Source organism: Sphingomonas arabinosi, assembly GCF_036663715.1.
Lineage (GTDB): Bacteria > Pseudomonadota > Alphaproteobacteria > Sphingomonadales > Sphingomonadaceae > Sphingomonas.
Map to the genome: position 1 here is coordinate 61,055 of NZ_JAXOJN010000011.1, position 16,263 is coordinate 77,317.

Sequence of the window (16,263 nt, forward strand, 5' to 3'; positions counted from 1 at the left end):
TTCGCCGGGAAGACCAGCGTCAGTTCGGCGGCGCAACGTGCGATCTGGCACCGACCAACCCTGGTATGCCAAACCTTCAAAGCGTCTGTCCGTCGTCGATCGTCATCACCGAACCGGTCAGGTTCCGGCTCGAATCGGACGAGAAATACAGGATCATCGCGTCAAGCGCGTCGCTGTCCATAACGCGATTTCGCGGAAAGGACGCGAGCAGCCCCTGCCCCGCCGGCTGATCCCAAAGCGTTTCGTTCATTTCGGTGGAGATGTAGCCGGGGCAAAGCACGTTGACGTTGATGCCCTTGCGTGCCCAATCCTTCGCCAGCGATCGCCCCATCTGGGCGACGGCAGCCTTTGTCGCGCTGTACGGCGCAATGCCCGCCCCCGGCTGATGCGCGGTAATCGACGATATTATCGTGATGCGACCATGTTCGCGGTCCTGCGATCCGGCTGCCACCATGCGCCGCGCACCTTCGCGTGCCGACAGGAAAACACCGCGCAGATTGACCGCGACGATCCGGTCGAAGGCGTCGGCCTCCAGCCCAAGAGAACTGCCTGCGACGTTCAGTCCGGCGTTGGCAATGACCGTATCGACGGGGCCGAAGCGTGCTGCTGCTTCGTCATAGGCCGCGATGATCGAGGCCTCGTCGGTGACATCCATCGCCAGCGGCAGCGCTTCGCCGCCATTGTCCGAAATATCCTGCGCAAGCGTGTCAAGCAGATCGGCACGCCGCGCCCCGATTACGACTTTCGCACCGCTCGCCGCCAATATGGTCGCAAAACGACGCCCCAGTCCCGAGGAGGCCCCGGTGACCAGCGCGACACGGCCGGTCAGATCGAACGAAAATCCCGTCATGCCGACACCAGTGCCGCAACCGCACGCGCGGCCATGACCTTCTTGTCGAGCTTTCCGGTCGCGCCGATCGTCATCTCATCGACCAGGACCAGATGTTCCGGCCATTTCTTGCGCGACATTCCTTCGCGTTGGAGATGCGCGATCATCTCGTCGAAACTGATTGGCGACGCCCCATCGCGTATCCGACAGACTGCGCAAGCCTGCTCGCCAAGCTTGCGTTCGGGAACGCCGACCACTGCCACTTCGGCAAGTGCCGGATGGCGCAAGAGCGCGGCCTCGATCTCGGCTGGGTCGATATTGAGACCGCCGCGGATGATCTGGTCCTTGATACGACCCACCACCCGGACATAGCCCTCATCGTCGCGCACGATCTCGTCGCCGGTCAGGTAATAGCCGTCGGGCGTCATGCGCTCCTGTCCGGCTCCCAGATCCTCGGCATAGCCCAGGAACAGCGACGGTCCGCGCACGCCCGCCTGCCCGCGCTCACCGCGTAGCAGCGGGCGACCGTCCGTATCGAAAGCTTCCTCGAGCGTTCCCGGGAAGGGGCGCCCATCGGTCGATTGACGCCGCACGAGCGTGTCTGCCGGCACTGTCGAACAATGTCCCATGCATTCCGACATGCCGAACATACGCAGCGCCTTCAGGCCAAGCAGAGTATCGGCATCGGCGATCAATTCAGGCGTCATTGCACTACCGCCAACGGCCACGGCGCGTAAGGGCAGTCGCCCCGACCACGCGCCTGTCTTCGCCGCCTCCACCATCGTATAAAGGTGCGTCGGCACCATGATCGCCCAGCCGCAGCCATGAAGGGTCGCACGTCGCATCGCTGTCACGGGATCCCATGGATCGATCAGCACGAGGGGGTGGCCAAGCGACAGGGCGAAATGCGCGGTGAACGTGAAGCCCGGCGCGCTGTCGAGCGGTACGATCCCCAGGATCGAGTCTCCTGGCTTCAGGCCGGCATTGGCAGCGCAGGCACGCGTCGCGTAGTTCAACGCTGTCGACCCGTGCATCACGCCCTTGGGCACGCCTGTCGTACCGGACGTGAACCCGATCAGCGCGGCGTCGCGGTTGCGGAAATCGTTGGAGCGGACTGTCGAAGGAGCCGGATCGATACGGATGGCGTCGTCGGCATCCACGAAGATGTGCGCAGCATGGCCCAGCCGGCTCTCTAGCATTGTGCGGTCGGCGTCGGACAATTTCGGCGAATAGGGGCAGAAAATCGCCTCGCACGTCGATACGGCGAGCGCCACGACCAAGGTGCTCGCACGCTTGTGCCCGGCGACCAGCACGCGGGATCCTGCGCCGACACCCGCTGCACGCAGACGGACCTGCAGGGCTTCCGCCTCGATGCGAAGCTCGCCCCGGGTCCATCGTCGATCATCGCACTCGACAAGAGCAATCGCGGCTGGATCTTCGTCGGCCCTCGCCACGAACTGCGGCCACAGCCGGTCGTCGGACCAGACAAGTCCATCCGCGCTCAGGTCAGCCAAGGGATTGCCCTCCATCAACGAGGAAAGTCTGGCCGGTAATGAAACTGCCGGCCTGGGAGGCAAGCAGGGCCAGCGTACCGGAGACTTCGTCGGGGCGCCCGAAGCGCCCCATCAGGATGCGTGCCCGGGTCTTGTCCTGAATCGCGGGATCAAGCGTCTTTGTCATTCCGGTCTCGATCGATCCGGGCGCGATCGCGTTCACGCGTATGCCGTGCTCGGCCCATTGCGCAGCCAGATCGCTCGTCAGGTGGACGATGGCCGCCTTGCTCGTCGTGTACGGCACGACCTGGCCATCCGCAGGGCGGTAGGAGATGAAGGCGCCAACCGAGGCGATGTTGACGATGGCGCCGCCGCCATGAGCGATCATGTGCCGTGCCGCATGGCGGCATGCGAGGAACGTGCCGGTGACGTTCACCTCCATGACCTTGCGCCAGCCCTTAAGAGGAATGTCCTGGGGAAGCCCCCACCACGAGGCACCGGCATTATTGACGAGGATATCGAGACCGCCAAGTTGAGCGATCGTCTCGGCCACGGCGGCCTCGACGGAGTCCTCATCCGAGATATCGCAGGCCAGTCCGATCGTCTGCGTGCCAAAGCGCTCAGTGATCGTGTTGGCCAACGCAACACATTCGTCGCCGTTGCGGGAGGCGAGTGCTACGGCGCAGCCCAGATCCGCCAAGGTCGCGGCCATCGCCTCTGCCAGTGCGCCGCGTCCGCCCGTGATGAGCGCACGCTGGCCGTCCAGTCGAAAGCCTTGCGCCGTAAAGCCAGGAGAGAGTTCACCCATCTCCATACTCCTTCGACTGAACCTGTGCTTCCAGCAGATCGACCTCCTCGGTGATCAGGATGATCCGCCGGCCGCCCATCCCGCGGGTCTGGGCAGTCGCCGCCTTCCATTCGGAAGAGGCGAAGGCGACGTCGAGCGCCGCCTGATCAGCGAAGGTCAGCACGGCGTGCCCGTCCCATCCCGGCGTTTCGGGACTGTCATAGTCCTTCGTCACGACGCCGTGGCGATACGCAACGAGACCAGGCAGCACCCGAGCGGCGTCGGCATGGGGCCCGCGCCACCACTCGGTGAAACGCGCCTGCGTCCAGTCGTCGGGACGGCTGGCGAGCACGACCATGCTGACCTTCGTCACCTTAGTTGCCCGTCCAGACCGGCTTGCGCTTCTCTAGGAACGCGGCGACGCCTTCCTTCGCATCGGCGGAATGGTGGACGACGTTGCACGTCATCGTCTCAAGTGTGATGAGCGTGTTGGTGTCCGCGTCCATGCCGCGGTTAAGCGCCATCTTGGTCATCCACATGCAGAAGGGGCTCTTGTCGATCAGCGGTGCGCAGAAGTCGGCGATCAGAGCATCGAACTTGTCGGCGGGAGCAGACGCGTTGCACAGGTTCCACTCGACCGTCTCGTCGCCGGTCAGCAGCTTGCCGGTCAGCATCAGTTCCTTGGACTTGCGCATGCCGATGTAGCGCGGCAGGCGATAAATCGGTCCGGCACCGCCGAACAGCGCGCGGCGGATATGGAAATCGCCGATCTTGGCTTCCGATGCAGCCAGTGCGAAATCGCACGAGATCATCAATTCGAAGCCACCAGCGACTGCATAGCCTTCGACTGCGGCGATGGTCGGCTTCGACATGTTGTAGATCTTGTCGTAGGTCCGCGCCGAATCGATCGCGAGCTGTAGCGAAACCGTGCTCTCGTGCAGCACAGGACCGACCAGCTGATCCAGATCGGCGCCAGAGCAGAACGTGTTGCCGCGTCCGCGAAACACCACGGCCAACGCCTTCTTGTCGGCAGCAGCGCGATCGACTGCGACCTCGAGTTCACGCAGCAGCTGGGGGCTGACGCAGTTCCGCTTGTGAGGCCGGTTCAGCCAGATAGTGCAGATACCATTATCCGCCAGTTCATACTGGATGACGTCTTTTTCGAGTTCCATGTCGCTCTCCGTTTTTAGTGATGGAAATACTTGTAGAAAGTTCAGTCCGCTGCCGGTTCCAGCAGCGCGCCAACGGCCATCCAGGCGGCGACCCCTGCTGCAGGGATCGCGCAGAGCACCGCTTCGGCAATTTCCTCGTCGCTGGCGCCCGCCCGGCGGGCACCGCGAACATGCGTTGCTGCCATCGGGCTATACCCGGCTGCGAGGATCGCCAGCAGCAGCAGTTCGCCATGCTTGGGCGACAGCGGGTTGGCGTCGATGCTGCCGCGACGCATGAGATAATATGCGTCCGCGGCCCGCGGCACGAGCCGCAGCAACTGGGCGAGTGGCGGCGGAATCGTCCCGAAATACGCCTCGAAATTGGCGACCGCTTCGCCAGGCGCAGCGTCGGGTAGCCGCTGTGGTTCGGGCAACGCGCCCAGCGCCATGGTGCTGGTCACCAGTTCGGCGAATTCCAGCGCCGCGCCTTCACCGCGCAGGCTGCTCAAGACGATGATTCCGGCAGTCGCTTCCGTCACGGTCAGCCCCAGACCCACGCTACGAACAAGTTCGCGCCGAGCAAGATCGGGATAGCGCCGATCGATCGCCGTGACCGCGACGAACAACGCCTTCAACCGCGCCGGAATGGCTCCGTCCCGATCGATGACGTCGCGAAAGGCCGCATACCCAGCCAGCGTGTAAGGGGCGTGAGACCGCAGCAATACCGCGTCTTCCAGCCCGTTCGACGAACTCATCAGCACTATCCTCTCTTGCCGCCAATTGTGTCGACCGTCCGGTCGGGCGTCAATCTATTTTCTTGGTTGGCGGTCCGGTGGTCGTGATTATCATCCTGCCAAACCGATACTCCAACGTCAGTACCTAAGCACCGCCCGACTGGACGGTCGCCTATCTAATTGGTCAATGGATTTCCCGAATCGATCTCAGCCGAACCCGGCGATTTGGCGCGTCCATGTTCCGCCCCAGGCGCCACAAGACCGGTTGACAGCCGACCGGTCGGTCGAATAACTTTGGTAAGACACGACCGACCGGTCGATTGAGTGATGATTTAGCCGTTAGGCAGGGGTAGCCGCATGAATTTCGAGCATTCGGATCGATCGCGGGCCTGGATGGGCCGTGTCCGCGCCTTCATGGACGAGCATATCATTCCTGCCGTCCCGGTTTATCACGAGCAAGCCGCGAAACTGGATCGTTGGAAAGATATTCCATCGATATTCGAAGAGCTTAAAGACAAAGCCCGCAACGAAGGATTGTGGAATTTCTTTATGCCGCCGTCGGAGCATGACGATGAGTTCTTCACCAGTCCCGGGCTGACGAACCTCGATTACGCCCCGATCGCGGAGCTGATGGGTCGCGTGTCGTTCGCGAGCGAAGTCTTCAATTGCATGGCGCCCGACACCGGCAATTTCGAGGTCCTTCACCGCTATGGCACGCCGGCACAGAAGGCGCGTTTCATGGTGCCGCTGCGTGACGGGATCACGCGGTCTGCGTTCCTGATGACCGAACCCGCCGTCGCCTCGTCCGACGCGCGCAACATACAAACCGCGATCCGCCGCGATGACGATGAGTATGTCATCAACGGTCGTAAATGGTGGTCATCCGGTGCGGGCCATCCCAAGTGCGACTTCTTCATCCTCATGGGCAAGACCGATCCCGACGCGCCGGCCTATAAACAGCAGTCGATGATCCTGGTGCCGCGCGACACGCCGGGCGTGACCTTGCTGCGCCACCTGCCCGTATTCGGTTACGATCACGCGCCGCACGGCCATTTCGAGGTATTGCTCGAGGATGTTCGCGTGCCGGTCGACAACATGCTGCTCGGCGAGGGACGCGGCTTCGAGATCGCGCAGGGCCGCCTCGGGCCCGGCCGAATCCATCATACCATGCGCAACATTGCGACGATGGAGGTGGCGCTCGAAAAGATGTGCCGGCGACTCCTGACCCGCCATACGTTCGGCAAGGCGATTGCCGAACATTCGGTGTGGGAAGAGCGGATCGCGCGCGCGCGTTGCGAGATCGAGATGACGCGCCTCCTATGCCTGAAGGCGGCCGACATGATGGACACCGTGGGCAACAAGGCCGCCCGCGCGGAGATCGCGATGATCAAGATCGCCGCGCCCCGCATGGCGCAGCAAATCGTCGACGATGCCATCCAGGCGCATGGCGGTGGAGGCGTTAGTGACGATTTCGGATTGGCCGAGTTGTGGGCGAACACCCGCATCGTCCGTCTGACCGACGGCCCCGACGAAGTGCACGAGCGTCAGCTCGCACGCATGGAATTCGACAAGTACCGTGGGGAGTTGGCGGCATGAGTGCTCCCGCTGCAACGATCGGGCAGACCGAGGCAGTCGTGCCGGGCTCTCAGTTCGACGAGGCGACGCTGGAGCGTTACCTCGTTGGGGTGGTACCTGGATTTTCAGGTCCGATGGCCGTCGATCAGTTTCAAGGTGGCCAGTCCAATCCGACCTTTCTGTTGACGACTCCGGATGCCAAATATGTATTGCGCCGGAAGCCGGCTGGCGTCCTGCTCGCGTCGGCGCATGCGGTGGATCGCGAGTATCGCATCACGCGCGCGCTGTTCGAAGCGGGGCTGCCCGTTCCCGAACCGCTGGTGCTATGCGAGGACCTCGATGTCATCGGCACGATGTTCTACGTCATGCGACATGTCCCCGGCCGCGGCTTCTGGGACCCCCGCATGCCGCAATTGTCCCCGGCCGAGCGCGCGGCGGTGTATGATTCCGCAAACGACACGCTCGCCAGACTTCATCGCGTGGATTATGCGGCGCTCGGTCTTGGCGACTATGGTCGCCCGGGAAATTATTTCGTCCGTCAAATCTCGCGCTGGACGCGCCAATACGAGGCGTCACGGACGGTCGATATACCGGAAATGGACTGGCTGGCCGAGTGGCTGCCGGGCGCTATTCCGCCTAGCGACGAACGCACGACGATCATTCACGGCGACTATTCGTTCCACAATCTCCTGATCCACCCGACCGAACCGCGCGTCGCGGCGGTGATCGACTGGGAACTCTCGACGTTGGGGGATCCGCTCGGGGACCTGACCTATCACATGATGGAGTGGTTTCGCCCCGAGGGGGTGGATGTGCGCGGAACGTTGCGCGGCGCCGACCTGACGGCACTCGGTATCCCGACGCCCGAGGCTTATGCCCGGACGTATTGCGAACGCACCGGGTTCGACGTCGACCCCACGCATCCCTTCTACACCGCGTTCAACCTGTTCCGGGTTGCGGCCATCTTGCAAGGCATCGCCGGGCGCGCGCGAGACGGTGTGCAGACCGCCGCCAATGCAGGCGAAATCATCCAGCGGATCCGTCCCCTCGCCTTGGCCGCATGGCATTCAGCGCGCGAAGCCGGAGCAGGCTGACCTTCCTTTCGCGGCCCGAAACCTACCGTCGGGTCAGAGCGACCATCTGACTACGGAGCGAAACAAGCGACCATCAGATCCGACAACAGATCGGACGATATAAAGGAGAGGATTATATGACGCGATCGATGATTCCGTTGGCGCTAGGTGTTTCGACGCTGGCCCTGCTTACTCCGATGACGGCCTATTCCCAAGCCGCCGGCACCACGACGCCAGCGGAACAGGAATCCGTTATTCCGACTACACCAGCCCCCCCGGCCGGCAGCGTGACGAACACGGTACCGACGCCGCAGGCAGCAGCGGCAACTGGCATCGCCGGCGACATCATCGTCACCGCGACGCGGCGGTCCGAACGTCTCCAGAATGTGCCGATCGCCGTCAGCGCGCTGGGGGAAGAGCAAATTCAGGCTCGCAAGGTCGACAATTTCGCCGAGATCGTGAAGATCGCACCTGGCCCCACCTTCGTACCGGTCAAAGGTACATCGGTCGTTACGGTACAAATCCGAGGTCAGGGTACCATCAACGATTCACCCGGTCTGGAAAGTCCGGTCGGGGTGTATATCGACGACATATTCTACGGGACGCTCGCGTCCTTCGACGCCAATCTCTATGACGTCTCCCAGGTGTCGATACTTCGCGGGCCGCAAGGAACGACTTTTGGGCGCAACGCCGTGGGCGGCGCGCTCGTCGTCACCAACAACATGGCCGAGATTGGCGTGAACAGCGGCCGCGCGACGTTGACTGGGGTCACTTATAAAGGTGGTCGCGGCGGGTTGGAGGCTGACGGATTCATCAACGTACCAATATCGGAAACTCTCGCCGGACGTTTCGCTTACAGCGTGAAGTCGGTTGGCGGATATCAGCACAATTTGATCACCGACAACTACCTCGCGAATAACAAGGTATCTTCCTATCGGGCGTCTGTTCGCTGGCGGCCCAACGAGAAATGGAACATCGTCGCGAGCGGCTCCTACCTACGCCGCGTTGGGTCCGGCGATGGCCCTACCATCGTCGGCGACGGCGCCCTGGCGGCATCGGTAAAAGAACGAACGAACGGCAATCTCCACAAAGTGCTTCTCGATGACGATGGGTTCACGCGGCGTACGATCGGCACCGCGTTGCTCAATGCGAGTTACGAGACCGCCATCGGACAGGTCAGTTCGATCACGGGATACCGATACCTGAAGTCGAGGCTTGCCGAAGACGCCGATGGAGGCCCGAACCCCGTCAACTTTCCGTCACTCAACACGAACGACGAGTGGCAGGTAAGTCAGGAATTCCGGTTCACATCAGACCTTGGCGGCCCCTTCGATTTCGTCGCGGGCGCATATTTCGGCTATGAGGACTTGAACCACAAGATCACGTTCGGTTTCGACGGTCGCGATCCGAACCTCTTCTTCTCGGTCCTCAATGCGGGTCGATATACGCCAGGTCAGACGTTCGAGGGACAGATCGAGAATCGCAGCTTCGGACCGTATTCCGAGGGAAAATACAAGTTCACGGACAAATTGTCGCTGACCGCCGGCCTTCGTTACAGCTACGAGCGCAAAACGGGCTACACGCAGCATATCGGATCGTCTCCGTTCCAGGGCGGTCCCTACTTCCAGCAACTGCCGGCCAATGACGATGCGGTCGACAGCTGGAAAGGTTGGACCCCGCGCGTCATCGCGGAGTATCACCCATTCCGTGGCAGCCTATTTTACGCATCGGCGTCGCGGGGCTTTCAGGGTGGCGGCTGGTCGTTCAACGTCCGAACGCCGCTGGCTGCTGCTACTCCGCTGCGCGCCCAAACGACGTGGAGCTATGAGGTCGGCACAAAGACCGATCTCTTCAATCGTGCTCTCACCATCAATATCGCTGCCTTCCACGCCGACACGGCCAATCTCCAAGTGCGGTCACAGGTGGACGGCGTGTTTCAAGACTCGAATGCAGGGAAGCTTCGGTCTCGCGGCGTCGAGGTCGAGGCAGTGGTACGTCCCACGTCCAACCTGTCGATCGGCGCCAATTATGCTTACACCGACGCTTTTTATGCAAGTTTCGTCGGATGCACTGCAGCAGGTTTGAATTGTACCGGGAACCAGGCTCCATTCACGCCGAAGCATGATTTCACCGCCCTTCTCGATTATACTGCCGATCTTGCGAGCGGGGCTTCGGTGATTTTCCACTTTGATACGAAGTTCGCTAGCCCTTTCCAAGTTACCTCAACCGGACTTGGCCAGCCCGCAGTACGACTGACCGAGCGCAAGAATGTTGCCAATACTTCTTTGACTTTCAAACCGGCCGCCGCCGACTGGGATATCCGTGTCTGGGCCCGCAATCTGTTTGACAAGCAATATGCCACCAACGGTCTCCAGTATAATTTCTATCATGTGTCGCGCGCCGAAGTTGCCGCTGCAGGTGGCTTGGGCAACCTTGACGTTGAACGGATCACCGTCGGCGCACCGCGAACGATCGGTGCGACCCTGACGATACGATATGGGAAATGAAATGATGGGACAGGCCGCAGATACCCCGACGACGGCATCACGACGGATCGCATTGCTGGTGCTGATCGTGGTGTCGGTGTTCAACTATCTCGATCGGACGGTGATCTCGATCCTGCAGGTGCCGATCAAGCGCGACCTGTCCCTCAGCGATGCTCAGCTCGGCGCGTTGACCGGGCTGACGTTCGCCCTATTCTATTCCACGCTCGGCGTGCCGATCGCGCGGCTGGCCGATCGGTACAGTCGCAGGATCGTGATTGCGGGATCGTTGTTATTGTGGAGCGCGATGACTGCGGTAAGCGGGTTCGCTGGCAGCTTCGCCATGCTTGTCTTCTTCCGCATTGGCGTGGCGCTGGGAGAGGCTGGCAGCATTCCCGCAAGCCATTCGATGATCGCCGACTATTATCCGCCGGAGCGCCGGGCGACGGCGCTCGGTATCTGGGGGCTCGCACTCCCGATTGGGGTCATGCTGGGGTATCTGTCGGGCGGCTGGCTCGCCCAGGCGATCGACTGGCGGGCCGCTTTGTGGATTATCGGAGGGATCGGCGTCGTGCTGGCACCGATCGTCCTGATGATGCTCCGGGAACCGGTTCGCGGGCGCTACGATGCCGGGCCCGCCCCCGACGCCATGCCGTGGCGCGACGGGCTGGCGCTGATGGCACGACGGCCGAGCCTGCTGCTGCTGTTCGCCGGTGGCGCGCTGAACAACGTCGTGCTCAGCGTCGCGCTCAACTGGAACGCGCCATTCTATACGCGGCTGCACGGCATGGCGCTTGGTGACGTCGCAACTGCGCTGTCGCTGATGACAGGCCTTGGCGGGGCGATTGGTATTTTCCTGGGAGGGTGGCTGACCGACCGTATCGGCGCCGACAAGCCTCATCTCCGGCCGGTATTGACCGGAATTGCGCTGATCGCCGTCACGCCTGCCGCACTCGTCCAGCTGTTGTCGCCATCGACCACGGTATCGCTGATCGCGTGCGCGGTGACGGTCATGCTGCTGTTCTTTTACTATGCGCCGATCATCGCGATGACCCAGACGCTGGTGCCGGCATCGATGCGGGCATTCACGTCGTCGATCCTGCTGCTGTCGGTCAATCTCATCGGGCTCGGCCTTGGGCCATGGCTGACGGGCGTCCTGAGCGACGTCATCGGCATGGGCGACCAGTCGTTGCGTTATGCAATGGCGGCGATGTCCTTCGTCGGAATTTTCGCAGGGTCGTGCTTCCTGCTCGCCGCCCGCTATTATAAAAAGGATCTGGCAAAATGAGCGATTGGTCGAACGGCTGTGCTGTAATCACCGGGGGCGGCAGCGGGATCGGCGCTGCGCTTGGGCGCCATGCGGCGACATTGGGCATGAACGTCGTGCTCGCGGATATCGCAATCGAAGAGGCGCAGGCGGTCGCCGACGAGATAGGCACCGATCGTGCGATCGCGCTGCGCTGTGACGTGTCCTCCGAAGCGGACGTGACCGCGCTCGCCGATGCCGCGGAAGCGAGGTTCGGCCGTGTCGGCCTGCTCTGCAACAACGCGGGGATCGTGCCTGGTGGGCGTCATCGACGCGTGTGGGAATATACCGAAAACGACTGGCAATGGTCGCTCGGCGTCAATTTGGGGGGCGTATTGAACGGCATGCGCGTGTTCGTGCCCCGGCTATTGGCGGCGGAAGCCCCCGCCCACATCATGAACACGGCCTCGGTTGCTGGGCTGGTCAGCGGCTCGGGATCGGCCTGTTACGGTGCGGCGAAGCACGCCGTGGTCCGCGCGACGGAGGCCCTGTATGCTGGCTTGCAGGAAATGGACGCTCCGATCGGCGTCACGTTGCTCCTGCCCGGACTGGTAGCGACGCGGATCTACGATGCCGAGCGGTCTCGTCCGCAGGCGTTGGCAGGGCCAGGTGGCCCGCCCAGCGAGTCCGCCGCTCTGGAAGCGATGCGCAACGATCTTTATCGCGGCGCACTGACCGCCGAACAGACCGCCACGATCGCCCTCGACGCGATTCGGCAGAACCGCTTCTACGCGACGACGACCGACGCGTTCGATCCCGCAATCCGCGCCCGTGCCGATGCCATCCTGTCCCGGACGAACCCCCATTTCGAGAGCATCGTCGACATGAGCCGCAAGGATGCCGGATTGGCCGTCACGTCGGCGGGATGAGCTTCGTCGGCCGCTCCGTACTGATAACCGGTGCCGCAATGGGCATCGGCCTCGCTACCGCGCGTCGTTTCCTCGAACGGGGTGGCGATGTCTGGCTCGCCGACCGAGACGAACGCGCGCTCGCGTCTGCGTGCGGTGATCTACCCCTTGCCCGCCGCGATCGCGCCATCGTGCTCGACGTCACAAGTGAAAATGACTGGGCGGCCGCTGCCGGTCGCGTGGCAAGGCGGGCGGCTTGGACATCCTGATCAATAACGCCGGGCGTGGTCATTTCCGTATGCTTGCCGAGACCAGCCTTGCCGAGTGGCGTGAAATCCGGGCGGTCAATGTCGACGCGCTGTTCCTAGGCACACGCGCGATGCTTCCGATGCTTGTCGCGTCGGGGTCGGGTGCGATCGTCAACGTCGCGTCGATCCGGGGCCTGATCTCGGGGCCGGGATCGGGTTCGTATAGTGCAGCAAAAGGTGCGGCGCGCATGTTCGGCAAGGCTGCGGCGTTGGAATTCGCGGCGCTCCGCAACGGCGTGCGCGTCAACACGGTCAATCCCGGCCTGATCGACACCCAGCTATCGCGTGCGGTGTTCACCGACCCCGCTGCATCTGCCAAGCGATTGGCGGACATCCCGCTCGGTCGCGCCGGCACTGCGGAGGAAGTCGCGGACGCTATCGTCTTTCTCGCGAGCGACGAGGCCGCCTATATCACTGGCGCGGACGTGACGATCGATGGCGGCCAAACTGCGGGCTGACGCCTCACGCCGTGACCAGCAGCGTCCCGTCATTACCGCCGTCAAACAGTGCAACTAACGCTTCGGGCAGACACGCGAACCCGGCACGCTGGTCGATGCGGACGGTGAGCCGGCCCTCGTCAGCCCAGTGCCGCAACTTCGCGCGTGCGACAGCAGCGCGACCGACGAAATCACCGACTACGAACCCTTCCATGCGGATGCGGCCATAGACCAGCTTCATCATGTCTCGCGGCCCTGGAGCGCCGCCCGCCCGGTCGTAGGACGAGATCTGCCCGCACAAGACGATCCGGCCGTGGTCCGCCATCGCGTTCGCCGCGGCCTCGAGTTGCGCGCCACCGACATTGTCGAAGAACACGTCGATGCCACCGGGACACAGTTCAGCCAAGCGGGCCGGAACGTCATCGTTGCGATAATCGATCGCTGCCGTCGCACCGAGTTCTTCGACCAGCTTGCGACATTTGTCGGGGCCCCCTGCGATACCGATCACGCGACAGCCTATGATCCCCGCGATCTGACAGACAAGCGAGCCTACCGATCCTGCCGCACCTGATACGACGACGGTTTCTCCCGCCAAAGGCCGTCCGACGTCCAGCAATCCGAAATAGGCCGTCAGACTGTTGGGTGAATACATGCCAAGCGCCTCGATGAACGTCACGTCGGAAGGTATGGGAAATGGCGGAACCGAGGCTGCATTCGGACGAAGCACGCTCCAGTCCTCCCACCGCGCCATCGCGACCATCCGCGTGCCAACGGGATGAGCCGGATGGTTCGACTGCACGACCTCACATGCTGTCATGCCTGCGATCGTGCCGCCGATCGGGATCGAGCCGCGATAGCTCGCGGGTCCGGCGTTCAACCAGTTGCGGATCGTCGGGGCCACTGCGAAGATATGGTTGCGGACCAACATTTCGCCTTCGTCCAGCGCGGGAGGCGCGAATGGCTCGGTCAGCATGACAAAATCGCTTGTCGCGACCCGCCCGTCGGGCCGCTTGGCCAAAGTCCATTTGCGGTTAGACGTCACGCCGCGAGCGCCACGCGCGCCTCGCTGGCGCTGCCAAATGCACGTGCCAGCAGCATGACGCGGCGCAGGCCACGTCCGACCGGGAGTTCGTCGGTCACGCCCATACCACCGTGGAGGTGCACCGCCTCCTCGGCAAGCCGCTGTGCCGCGTCCGCCACATAGGCCTTGGCACCCAACACGCCGCGCACGAACCCTGCATCATCGCGGTCGACGATCGCCGCTTTCAGCATAAGTGATCGCGCCTGTTCAAGCGCGACGAACATCCGCGCCAACTTGTGTTGAACGACCTGAAAGCTGCCGATCGCGACGCCGAACTGCTGGCGCTGGCGTACATACTCCACGGTCTGCTCGTACAGCGTGGACATCGCCCCCACCAATTCGGCGACGTGGCAAAGGCGAATCATTGCCAAGGTCGTATCGCCGTCCGCTTGTGTCAGGGCCAGAGCGGGCGTGCCGTCAAACCGCACCATGCCTGCAGCCGATCCGTCGATCAGCCGGACCGGGTCGATCGAAAGCCCGTCGGCGTCGCGTTCGACAAGCCAGGTCGCACCGGCGCCTATCACGACCAGTGCGGCTGCATCGACTGCGGACAATATGAAATCCGCGCGTCCCGTCAGCCGCACGCCGTCGGTCGAGACATCGGCCACCGCGACGGCGAGCACATGATCGCCCGTCATTGCCGGTGCTACCCATGTCTCGATCGCGGCGGCGTCGCCCCCACGCGCGATCGCATCCGCGGCGCCGACGATCCCCTCAGCTAATGGCGTGATCGCAAGCGCGCGGCCGAACTCTTCCGCCACGATCATCACGTCCTGCGGCCCGCCGCCCAGGCCGCCTGCCGCTTCGGGCAACAGGAAGCCGAACAGTCCCAGTTCGCCCAGCGCATGCCAGTCATCCTGCGAGATCGGCCCCTCGCCCGCCGTTGCAGGGTCCGTCCGATCCGCCAGAAAACGGCTGACGGTATCGCGCAACAAGACCTGTTCCTCGCTGGGGGTGATGTTCATGTCACACCCGCTCCACGATCGTGACGTTGGCAATGCCCCCGCCTTCGCACATCGTCTGCAAGCCGTACCGCCCACCGCGCGCATGCAGCGCGTGAACGAGGGTCGCCATCAGCTTCGTGCCCGTCGCACCCAGCGGATGGCCAAGTGCGATGGCACCGCCATTCACGTTGAGCCGCGCTGGATCGGCACCGAGCGCGGACAGCCACGCCATCGGGATCGATGCGAATGCCTCGTTCACCTCGAACAGGTCGATCTGATCCAGCGTCATGCCCGCACGTTGCAGCGCGCGACGGGTCGCGGAGATAGGCTCCTCCAGCATGATGACGGGATCGCCCGCCGTCACGGTAAGGTTGTGGATGCGCGCGAGCGGCGTCAGGCCATGTGTCCGAACCGCTTCGGCGGAAGCGACAAGCACACCGCTGGCGCCGTCGCAGATCTGGCTGGCGGTCGCCGCGGACAATGTGCCCTTCTCGCTCAACAGCTTGACCGAACCGATCGACTCGAGCGACGCGTCGGCACGTACGCCCTCGTCATGATCATGCACGACCGAATTGCCATCGGGATCGATCGTCGTGACCGGAACGATCTCGGCAGTGAAGGCGCCGGACGCGCGAGCGGCTACCGCCTTACGGTGGCTTTCCAGCGCATAGGCGTCCATCGCAGCACGGTCGAAACCGTATTTGTCGGCGATCATCTGTGCACCGGTGAACTGGCTGAAGCCCTCGACGCCGTAGCGTTCCAGGATCTTCGCCGAGAAGGGACTCCCACCCATTCCGGCCTTGGCGGCCAGCGTCACAGGCGATCCCATATGGACGCGGGACATGCTCTCGACACCGCCGGCGATCACTAGGTCCTGCGTGCCCGACATTACCGCTTGAGCCGCAAAGTGCAGCGCCTGTTGCGAGCTGCCGCATTGGCGATCGATCGTGACGGCAGGCACGCTGTCGGGCAGCGACGAAGCAAGTACGACGTTGCGGCCAAGTGCGAAGGTCTGCTCGCCGATCTGGCTGACGCAGCCGATGATGACGTCGTCGATCGCCGCTGGATCGACACCGGTCTCGGCGATAATGGCGTCGAGTATCGTCGCACCCAGGTCGGCAGGATGAATCCCCGCAAGCCTGCCATTGCGACGGCCGCCGGGAGTACGTTTTGCTGATACGATGAAAGCTTCTGGCATGAAAATGGTCCTTCGA

General features: G+C 63.0%; 14 protein-coding genes and 1 pseudogene. 6 read left to right on the forward strand and 9 right to left on the reverse strand.

Going from position 1 to position 16,263, the window contains the following annotated elements:
* Positions 1–76: 76 nt before the first annotated feature.
* The 6 genes from U1708_RS16110 to U1708_RS16135 are packed head-to-tail and all read right to left on the reverse strand — an operon-like array spanning position 77 to position 5,015.
* Complete coding sequence (locus U1708_RS16110) at positions 77–850, reverse strand: SDR family NAD(P)-dependent oxidoreductase (protein WP_332746862.1); 774 nt, start codon at positions 848–850, stop codon at positions 77–79.
* Positions 847–2,358, reverse strand: a complete 1,512-nt coding sequence (locus tag U1708_RS16115) for a class I adenylate-forming enzyme family protein (protein WP_332746864.1) — start codon at positions 2,356–2,358, stop codon at positions 847–849. Before U1708_RS16115 ends, U1708_RS16110 begins: the two co-directional genes overlap by 4 nt.
* Entirely contained in the window at positions 2,336–3,130 is a 795-nt protein-coding gene (locus U1708_RS16120; protein WP_332746866.1) for an SDR family NAD(P)-dependent oxidoreductase, read from the reverse strand. The genes U1708_RS16115 and U1708_RS16120 overlap by 23 nt, the downstream gene beginning before the upstream one ends.
* A complete protein-coding gene (locus U1708_RS16125; protein WP_332746948.1) occupies positions 3,123–3,467 on the reverse strand; it encodes an EthD family reductase in 345 nt (114 codons plus the stop codon). Before U1708_RS16125 ends, U1708_RS16120 begins: the two co-directional genes overlap by 8 nt.
* A 16-nt stretch (positions 3,468–3,483) precedes the next feature.
* Complete coding sequence (locus tag U1708_RS16130) at positions 3,484–4,281, reverse strand: enoyl-CoA hydratase/isomerase family protein (RefSeq protein WP_056485440.1); 798 nt, start codon at positions 4,279–4,281, stop codon at positions 3,484–3,486.
* Between the two features lie 41 nt (positions 4,282–4,322).
* Complete coding sequence (locus tag U1708_RS16135; RefSeq protein WP_332746870.1) at positions 4,323–5,015, reverse strand: carboxymuconolactone decarboxylase family protein; 693 nt, start codon at positions 5,013–5,015, stop codon at positions 4,323–4,325.
* Positions 5,016–5,351: 336 nt separating this feature from the next.
* Here U1708_RS16135 and U1708_RS16140 point away from each other — a divergent pair, with 336 nt between their 5' ends.
* The 6 genes and pseudogenes from U1708_RS16140 to U1708_RS16165 all read left to right on the forward strand — a co-directional run bounded on the left by U1708_RS16140 (position 5,352) and on the right by U1708_RS16165 (position 13,045).
* Positions 5,352–6,590, forward strand: coding sequence for an acyl-CoA dehydrogenase family protein (locus tag U1708_RS16140; protein WP_332746871.1), 1,239 nt, complete (start codon positions 5,352–5,354; stop codon positions 6,588–6,590).
* Entirely contained in the window at positions 6,587–7,663 is a 1,077-nt protein-coding gene (locus tag U1708_RS16145) for a phosphotransferase family protein (RefSeq protein WP_332746874.1), read from the forward strand. Before U1708_RS16140 ends, U1708_RS16145 begins: the two co-directional genes overlap by 4 nt.
* A gap of 116 nt (positions 7,664–7,779) precedes the next feature.
* Entirely contained in the window at positions 7,780–10,149 is a 2,370-nt protein-coding gene (locus tag U1708_RS16150; RefSeq protein ID WP_332746877.1) for a TonB-dependent receptor, read from the forward strand.
* A 4-nt stretch (positions 10,150–10,153) separates the two neighbouring features.
* Positions 10,154–11,413, forward strand: coding sequence for a spinster family MFS transporter (locus tag U1708_RS16155; protein WP_332746879.1), 1,260 nt, complete (start codon positions 10,154–10,156; stop codon positions 11,411–11,413).
* Positions 11,410–12,300, forward strand: coding sequence for an SDR family NAD(P)-dependent oxidoreductase (locus U1708_RS16160; RefSeq protein WP_332746881.1), 891 nt, complete (start codon positions 11,410–11,412; stop codon positions 12,298–12,300). Before U1708_RS16155 ends, U1708_RS16160 begins: the two co-directional genes overlap by 4 nt.
* 38 nt (positions 12,301–12,338) lie before the next feature.
* Positions 12,339–13,045 (forward strand): annotated as a pseudogene (locus U1708_RS16165) (SDR family NAD(P)-dependent oxidoreductase).
* Between the two features lie 4 nt (positions 13,046–13,049).
* Here the strand turns inward: U1708_RS16165 and U1708_RS16170 are convergent.
* From U1708_RS16170 to U1708_RS16180, 3 genes are read right to left on the reverse strand one after another with little or no spacing between them, the layout of a single operon-like run.
* Complete coding sequence (locus U1708_RS16170; protein WP_332746884.1) at positions 13,050–14,066, reverse strand: NADP-dependent oxidoreductase; 1,017 nt, start codon at positions 14,064–14,066, stop codon at positions 13,050–13,052.
* Positions 14,063–15,070 (reverse strand): acyl-CoA dehydrogenase family protein, encoded by a 1,008-nt coding sequence (locus U1708_RS16175; protein ID WP_332746885.1) that lies wholly within the window; start codon positions 15,068–15,070, stop codon positions 14,063–14,065. The genes U1708_RS16170 and U1708_RS16175 overlap by 4 nt, the downstream gene beginning before the upstream one ends.
* Before the next feature lies 1 nt (position 15,071).
* Complete coding sequence (locus U1708_RS16180; RefSeq protein ID WP_332746886.1) at positions 15,072–16,247, reverse strand: acetyl-CoA C-acetyltransferase; 1,176 nt, start codon at positions 16,245–16,247, stop codon at positions 15,072–15,074.
* Between the last annotated feature and the right edge of the window lie 16 nt (positions 16,248–16,263).

Excerpts from the sequence above, each read along its gene's own strand:
- U1708_RS16125 (WP_332746948.1), bottom strand. The coding sequence starts at position 3,467 with ATGGTCGTGCTCGCCAGCCGTCCCGACGACTGGACGCAGGCGCGTTTC.
- U1708_RS16155 (WP_332746879.1), top strand. The coding sequence starts at position 10,154 with ATGGGACAGGCCGCAGATACCCCGACGACGGCATCACGACGGATCGCA.
- U1708_RS16180 (WP_332746886.1), bottom strand. The coding sequence starts at position 16,247 with ATGCCAGAAGCTTTCATCGTATCAGCAAAACGTACTCCCGGCGGCCGT.
- U1708_RS16120 (WP_332746866.1), bottom strand. The coding sequence starts at position 3,130 with ATGGGTGAACTCTCTCCTGGCTTTACGGCGCAAGGCTTTCGACTGGAC.
- U1708_RS16160 (WP_332746881.1), top strand. The coding sequence starts at position 11,410 with ATGAGCGATTGGTCGAACGGCTGTGCTGTAATCACCGGGGGCGGCAGC.
- U1708_RS16130 (WP_056485440.1), bottom strand. The coding sequence starts at position 4,281 with ATGGAACTCGAAAAAGACGTCATCCAGTATGAACTGGCGGATAATGGT.
- U1708_RS16145 (WP_332746874.1), top strand. The coding sequence starts at position 6,587 with ATGAGTGCTCCCGCTGCAACGATCGGGCAGACCGAGGCAGTCGTGCCG.
- U1708_RS16115 (WP_332746864.1), bottom strand. The coding sequence starts at position 2,358 with ATGGAGGGCAATCCCTTGGCTGACCTGAGCGCGGATGGACTTGTCTGG.
- U1708_RS16175 (WP_332746885.1), bottom strand. The coding sequence starts at position 15,070 with ATGAACATCACCCCCAGCGAGGAACAGGTCTTGTTGCGCGATACCGTC.
- U1708_RS16135 (WP_332746870.1), bottom strand. The coding sequence starts at position 5,015 with ATGAGTTCGTCGAACGGGCTGGAAGACGCGGTATTGCTGCGGTCTCAC.
- U1708_RS16150 (WP_332746877.1), top strand. The coding sequence starts at position 7,780 with ATGACGCGATCGATGATTCCGTTGGCGCTAGGTGTTTCGACGCTGGCC.
- U1708_RS16140 (WP_332746871.1), top strand. The coding sequence starts at position 5,352 with ATGAATTTCGAGCATTCGGATCGATCGCGGGCCTGGATGGGCCGTGTC.
- U1708_RS16110 (WP_332746862.1), bottom strand. The coding sequence starts at position 850 with ATGACGGGATTTTCGTTCGATCTGACCGGCCGTGTCGCGCTGGTCACC.